This window comes from Streptacidiphilus anmyonensis, assembly GCF_000787855.1.
GTDB classification, from domain to species: domain Bacteria; phylum Actinomycetota; class Actinomycetes; order Streptomycetales; family Streptomycetaceae; genus Streptacidiphilus; species Streptacidiphilus anmyonensis.
Window position 1 is genome coordinate 184,950 of record NZ_BBPQ01000006.1, and the last position, 6,515, is coordinate 191,464.

The following is a 6,515-nucleotide window of genomic DNA, read 5'->3' on the forward strand; positions in this document are numbered from 1 at the left end:
GGCCCGCTGCCGGGCGGCGGGGGTCGGTGCGGGCGTCGGGTGTCGCCCGGGCGGACCCGGGCGACGACACGTTGACGCTCACTCCTCCCGGGGGGCCGCCTCCGCGGCAAAGCCCGCACCGAGCTCATCGAGCCCATCGAGCGCGCTGGGCGCACCGAGGGGCAGCAGACCCCGCTCCGCGAAGATCTTCTTCGCCGCCATGGTGGCGTTCAGGGAACGCGGGATCCCGCAGTACACGGCCGACTGGAGCAACGCCTCGATGATCTCGTCGGGGCTGAGACCGACGTTGAGCGACGCGTTGATGTGGATCTCGAGCTCCGCCTCGCAGCCGCCGAGTGCGGTGAGCATGCCGAGCGTCACCAGCTGTCGGTCCCGCGGCGCCAGGTTGGGGCGCGAGTAGATGTCCCCGTAGGCCCAGGCCACGATCGAGTGGCCGAGCTCCGGGGAGATGTCCGCCAACGCGGGGGCCACGCCCTGGCCGCTCCGGCTGTGGATGTCGTTCAGGGCCTTGAGGCCGCGTTCGAAGCGCTCGTCGCGCGTCTCCCCGCCCGACGCGAGCAGGACGGGCGAGCTTGTCGAGCCGTTCGTGGTCATGCTGTTCCCCCGGTTTCCGACGGCCGCCGGGTCGGCGGCCGTCGATCGCGAACGATCTTCACGTGCGTCGCCGACTCTAGGAGCAAGCACGGCAGTTGGGCGAATCGAACGCAGATCCGGTCGACGGCCGGGGTCGGGGAGGGCGCTGGTTCGGGGGCGACCGGATGCGCGGTCATGGGGACGTGATGCGGCCGGGGCCGGGCGAGCCGAGGAACACGGACGGAATGTTCCGAGAACGCCGTGGTCCGGGCCGGGACACCCGCCAAAACCGCCGACACGAGGATTCGTGAGCCGTTCGCCGTCCGGTCAGATCCACGTGCCTCGCCGCACGCCGGGGCTCGGAATAACGCTGGCATGCGTGTCGTCCTCGTCACCGAGTCGTTCCCGCCAGACATCAACGGGGTCGCCCACTCCGTCCTGCGTACCGCCGAGCATCTGGTGCGTCGTGGGCACGAGCCCCTCGTCATCACTCCCGCGCCCGCCGTGCCGGTGGCGGCCGGGGACCCGTGCCCGGTCGTGCGCGTGCCCGCCATGCCGCTGCCCGGGTATCCGCAGGTCCGGATCGCGCTGCCCAGCCGCAAGCTGGAGCAGCTGATCGCCGGGCACCGACCCGACGTCGTCCACCTGGCCAGCCCCTTCCTGCTCGGGTCCCGCGGCATGGCCGCGGCCGAGCGGCTCGGGCTGCCGACGGTCGCCGTCTACCAGACCGACATCGCCGGGTACGCCCGCGCCTACCGTGCGGGCAGCGCGCTCGGGGAGGCCGCCGCCTGGCGGCGGCTGCGGACGGTGCACTGCGCCGCCGACCGCACCCTGGCGCCGTCCACGCCCGCCTCGCAGGACCTCACCGCCCACGGCATCCCGCGCGTGCACCTGTGGCGTCGCGGCGTCGACTCCGTCCGCTTCCACCCGCGCCACCGCAGTGAGGCGCTCCGGCGTGAGCTGGCGCCGAACGGGGAGGTGCTCGTCGGGTACGTCGGGCGCCTCGCGCCCGAGAAGCGGGTGGACCTGCTGGCCGAGACGGTGGCGCTGCCCGGCGTACGGGTCGTCGTCATCGGAGACGGCCCCTCCGACCACTCGCTGCGCCAGGCGCTCCCCGGCGCCGTCTTCCTCGGACGCCGCACAGGGGACGAGCTCGCCGCGCTCTACGCCTCACTGGACGTGTTCGCCCACACCGGCCCGATGGAGACCTTCTGCCAGACCATCCAGGAGGCCATGGCCAGCGGAGTGCCCGCGATCGGGCCCGCCGTCGGCGGACCGCTGGACCTGATCGGACACCGTCGCACCGGACTGCTCGTTCCCGCCCGGGACGGCGCCGCCCTCGCCCGCGCCGTGAGCGAGCTCGCGGCCGACGAGCTGGTGCGGGCCCGGTACGGCGAGGCGGCTCGCGCCGAGGTCCAGTCGCGCACCTGGGAGTCGGTCGGCGACGAGCTGATCGAGCACTACCGGTGGGTCATCGCCCAGCGCGGCCGCATCGTGGGCGACGTCCGCAGGTCCGACGGCCAGGCCGCCACGGCGGCAGCCGTTCCCGCCACCCCCAACGCCACCACACCCACGGCCGTGACGGGCGCGGGCGCTGGGGCCGGCACGGCCGCCGCGGCCTAGGAGCGACCGACATGGCACTGCGAATCGTGCGGGTGGCGAACTTCGTCACCCCGACCTCGGGCGGACTGCGCACGGCGCTGCGCCGTCTCGGGGCCGGCTACCTCGCGGCCGGGCACCAGCCGGTGCTGATCGTGCCCGGTCCCGAGGCCGCGGATGAGGAGACCGAGCAGGGCCGCGTGATCACCCTGCCCGGTCCCGTCGTCCCCGGCACCGGCGGGTACCGGGTCCTGCGCGACCGGGCCCGCCTGGCCGCGACGCTGGAGGCGGTGCGGCCGGACCGGTTGGAGGTCTCCGACCGGACCACGCTGCGCTGGACCGGCCGGTGGGCCCAGGAGCACGGCGTTCCCGCGGCGATGGTCTCCCACGAGAGCCTCGACGGCGTGCTGCGGATGTGGGGGCTGCCCCACCCCGCCGCCCGACGCGCGGCCGACGTCCTCAACGCCCGCACGGCACGCGACTTCACCCGGATCATCTGCACCACCGAGTGGGCCGCCCGGGAGTTCCGACGCCTGGAGCTCAGGCGTCCGGGCACGACCGACCTGCGGCTCGCCCCCCTCGGGGTCGACCTGACCCTGCGTCACCCCTCCTGTCGCGACGAGGCGCTGCGGGCGGAGCTGGCCGCGCCCCACGAGACGCTGCTCGTGATGTGCTCGCGCCTCTCCCACGAGAAGCGGCCCGAGCGCGCCCTCGACGCGCTCGTCGAGCTCCGACGCCGCGGTGTGCCGGCCGTGCTCGCGATCGCCGGGGCCGGTCCGCTGCGACCGCGCCTGGAGGCCCGCATCGAGCGGGAAGGGCTGCCCGCCCGCCTCCTCGGCCACATCGCCGACCCGGCGCACCTCTCGTCCGTGCTGGCCTCGGCCGACATCGCGCTGGCCCCAGGACCCGTGGAGACCTTCGGCCTGGCCGCTCTCGAGGCGCTCGCCTGCGGCACGCCCGTGGTCGCCTCGGCCTCCTCCGCGCTGCCGCCGATCATCGGCGAGGCCGGCCTGCCCGCCGCCGACACCGGAGTCGCCTTCGCCGACGCGGTCCAGCGTCTGCTGGCCCGCCCGGCCCCCCTCCGCCGCGCCACCGCCCGCGCCCGTGCCGAGGGGTTCGGCTGGGACGCCTCCGTGGCCGCGTTCCTGGCGGCGCACGAGGCGGATCCGGACGCCCCCGTCGGCTGGCGCCTCGAACCCCACCCGCAGTCCCAGCCCTCCGGGGAGGCCCAGCACTCCCCGCAGCGACCCGCCGCACTCCTCCCGAAGGGAGCCCCCGATGACGTTGTTGCGCGTCTCCGCGCTCGGTGACTCCCTGACCGAGGGCCTCGGCGACCCCGTCGCCGGAGGGTGGCGCGGCTGGGCCGCGCTGCTCGCGCAGAGCCTCGCCGCCGACCCCGCGGACGTGGCCTTCACCAACCACGCCACCAGCGGCGCCCAGACCGCCGACGTGCTGCTGCGTCAGCTCCCCGAGGCACGGGGGCAGCGACCGCACGTCGCCGCTGTGATCGTCGGCGGCAACGACACTCTGCGGGCCACCTACGACATCCAGGCGGTGGCCCGCCACCTGGACACCACGCTCGGCAGCCTGGTCGAGGACGGGACGGTGCTGCTCACCGCGTGCCTCCCGGACCCCGGCCGGATGCTGGGGCTGCCCTCCGCGCTGGCCCGGCCGCTGGGCCGGCGGATGCGCAGCGTCAACACCGTCGTGCACGCGCTGTCCGAGCGCTACGACGCCGTGCACGTCCACGCCGCCGAGGAGCCGTGGCTGTTCGACCCCGTGATGTGGAGCGTGGACCGACTCCACCCGAGCGAGCGCGGCCACCGCGCCCTGGCCCGTGCCTTCCACCGTGAACTGGCAGTCCGCGGCATAGCGATGGGCCCGGAGCCGGACGACCGGACCGACGGCATGGCGCCGTCCCGCACCGCGCAGGTGCTGTGGATGGCGACCAAGGGCACCCGCTGGGTGCTGGACCGTTGCACGGACCTGCTGCCCGACCTGCTGCGCCTGGCCGCCGCCGAGCGCCGGGAGAACCGCGCCGAGCAGCTGGACCGGGAGGCCGCCGAGCGGACGGCCTCCGCGCTGCGGGCCCTGCCCGGCTGGCGCGAGCACGCGGCGGCCCACGCCGCGGGCGGCATCGCCCCCCGCCGATCCACGGCCGACCGTGCGTTCGTCGAGACCGAGGTCAGTCCAGCGTGACGGCTCGGACGCAGAGCACCGAGGGGAGGTGCTCGTTGAGCAGCGACCAGGACTCGCCCTCGTCCGCGCTGCCGTACAGTTCCCCGTTCCTGTTGCCGAAGTAGATCCCGGCCGGCTCGGCGTCGTCCGTGGTCAGGGCGTCGCGGAGGACCACGCCGTAGTGGTCGCGCTCGGGCAGGCCCTTCTCCAGCGGCTGCCAGGTCTCACCGGCGTCCTCGGTCCGGTAGACGCGGCAGCGGTGCTCGGGCGCCAGCCGCTCGTAGTCGGCGACCAGCGGGAAGACGTAGGCGGTGTCGCCGCGGCGCGGGTGGGCCGCGACGGGGAAGCCGAAATCGGCCGGCAGCCCGGCGTCGATGCGCTTCCAGACCGCCCCGGCGTCGTCGCTGCGGTACACGCCGCCGTGGTTCTGCAGGTAGAGCCGGGAGGGGTCGGTCGCGTCCTGCGAGACCTTGTGCACGCACTGCCCGAAGGCCGGGTACCGCTCCTCCTCGGGCATGAACCGGGCCTCGATGCCGGTGTTCGACGGCTCCCAGTGCGCGCCGCCGTCGAGGCTGCGGTAGACGCCGCCCGTGGAGACGGCGATGGTGATCGCCTGCGGATCGCGCGGGTCGAGCACGATCGTGTGCAGTCCCTGGCCGCCGAAGCCGGCCTGCCACTGCTCGCGCTGCGGGTGGCGCCACAGGGCCTCGTTGAGGGTGAAGGAGAGGCCGCCGTCCTCGGACCGGAAGAGCGCGGCCGGTTCCGTGCCCGCGTAGACGACGCCGGGCTCCTCCGGCCCGGCCGGCCGCAGCTGCCAGACCCGGACCAGCGACGCGTCCGTCCCGGCGGGGAACTTGACGGCCGGGGCGGCCGGCTCCTGCCAGCTGGCGCCCAGATCGTCCGAGGTGAACACCGACGGACCCCAGTGGCTGGAATCCGCGCCGACCAGGATGCGCGGCGTCGCGCCCCGACGGTCCACCGCGACCGAGTAGACGCCCTGCATCACGAAATGGGGACCCGTCCAGGACCAGGACCGGCGGTCCTTGCTGCGGGCGAGGAACAGGCCCTTGGCCGTGCCGACCGCGAGCAGCGTCTCAGACATGCGGAACACCTCCAGGCGGAGCCGTGGATGGATGACATAGGCGGATGGGGGACGACGAGCCGGTGGACGGAGCGAGGTCCGAGCGCCCCGTGCCCCGGGCTCTGCCAGCAGTCTGGACCCGTCCCGCGCCCGATGTCCCGTCGAACGCGCTCGAAAACACTAACGAGGGAGCGCGCGCATCCTGCACATGCGCCGGAATCGCGCAGCCCGCTCGCCGATCCGCACGAGTCGAGTCGCGCCTCAGGCGTCGAGTCGCGCGGTGGGCAGGAGCCGGACCGGCGTTCCGGGCCCCGCCTGCGCCGCCGCGGCCAGGTCCGGCTCCGGGACCACCCCGACGACGGGATAGCCGCCGGTGGTCGGATGGTCGGCGAGGAAGACGACGGGCATCCCGTCCGGCGGGACCTGGACGGCGCCCAGCACCATGCCCTCGCTCGGCAGTTCGCCGAGTCCGTCGCGGCGGCGCAGCGGCGGCCCGTCCGCGAGTCGCAGGCCGACCCGGTTGCTCGCCGGGGAGACGCGGTAGCGGGCACGCCCGAGCGCGGCGAGCGACTCCGGCTCGAACCAGTCGCGGCGCGGGCCGGGCGTCAGGCGCAGCAGCAGTTCGGCGGGAGGTCCGGCCAGCGGGACCTGGTCCGCGCTGCCCGGGCCGAGCGGCCCCAGCGTTCCCGGCGCGCCCAGCGGCAGTCGCATCCCGGCGGTGAGCGGCGCGGGTCCGAGACCCGCCAGCAGGTCCGCCGACCGGCTGCCGAGCACGGCGGGTACGTCGAAACCGCCGTCCACGGCCAGGTAGCAGCGCACCCCGGCGGTGGCCGCGCCCACCTCGAGCAGCTCACCCGCCCGCACCCGCACGGGCGCGCCCCAGCCGACCGGCCGCCCGTCCACGCGCACGGGCGCGGTCGCGCCGGTCACCGCGACCCACGCGTCGCCGCCGACCGCGCGCAGCGCCAGGTTCCCCGTCGTCGCCTCCAGCGCGGCGGCGCCCGACGCTCCGACGCTCGGCCCATGGCCCCCCGACAGGTGGCCGGCCGGCCCGAGTCCGCCCACCCCGAGTCCACCCACCCCA

General features: G+C 75.3%; 6 protein-coding genes. 3 read left to right on the plus strand and 3 right to left on the minus strand.

Annotated features, from left to right (window positions below; all coding sequences use genetic code 11):
* Positions 1 to 78: 78 nt before the first annotated feature.
* Positions 79 to 594, minus strand: a complete 516-nt coding sequence (locus tag TR50_RS09595; protein ID WP_084700006.1) for a carboxymuconolactone decarboxylase family protein — start codon at positions 592 to 594, stop codon at positions 79 to 81.
* 354 nt (positions 595 to 948) lie between these two features.
* Between TR50_RS09595 and TR50_RS09600 the strand changes: the two genes are divergently transcribed.
* The 3 genes from TR50_RS09600 to TR50_RS09610 are packed head-to-tail and all read left to right on the plus strand — an operon-like array spanning position 949 to position 4,371.
* Positions 949 to 2,196 carry a glycosyltransferase family 4 protein gene (locus tag TR50_RS09600; RefSeq protein WP_063775040.1) on the plus strand — a complete coding sequence of 416 codons (1,248 nt, stop codon included), beginning with the start codon at positions 949 to 951 and terminating at the stop codon, positions 2,194 to 2,196.
* Between the two features lie 11 nt (positions 2,197 to 2,207).
* Positions 2,208 to 3,482 carry a glycosyltransferase gene (locus TR50_RS09605; protein WP_042417591.1) on the plus strand — a complete coding sequence of 425 codons (1,275 nt, stop codon included), beginning with the start codon at positions 2,208 to 2,210 and terminating at the stop codon, positions 3,480 to 3,482.
* Complete coding sequence (locus TR50_RS09610) at positions 3,451 to 4,371, plus strand: SGNH/GDSL hydrolase family protein (RefSeq protein ID WP_084700008.1); 921 nt, start codon at positions 3,451 to 3,453, stop codon at positions 4,369 to 4,371. The genes TR50_RS09605 and TR50_RS09610 overlap by 32 nt, the downstream gene beginning before the upstream one ends.
* On the opposite strand, the gene TR50_RS09615 is transcribed toward TR50_RS09610, so the two are convergent.
* Both TR50_RS09615 and TR50_RS09620 read right to left on the minus strand, forming a co-directional pair.
* Entirely contained in the window at positions 4,358 to 5,452 is a 1,095-nt protein-coding gene (locus TR50_RS09615; RefSeq protein WP_042417593.1) for a WD40/YVTN/BNR-like repeat-containing protein, read from the minus strand. The two genes, TR50_RS09610 and TR50_RS09615, sit on opposite strands and share 14 nt — an antisense overlap.
* Positions 5,453 to 5,692: 240 nt before the next feature.
* Positions 5,693 to 6,515: 5-oxoprolinase subunit C family protein (locus TR50_RS09620; RefSeq protein ID WP_152648332.1), on the minus strand; the 823-nt coding region annotated here is incomplete at its 5' end.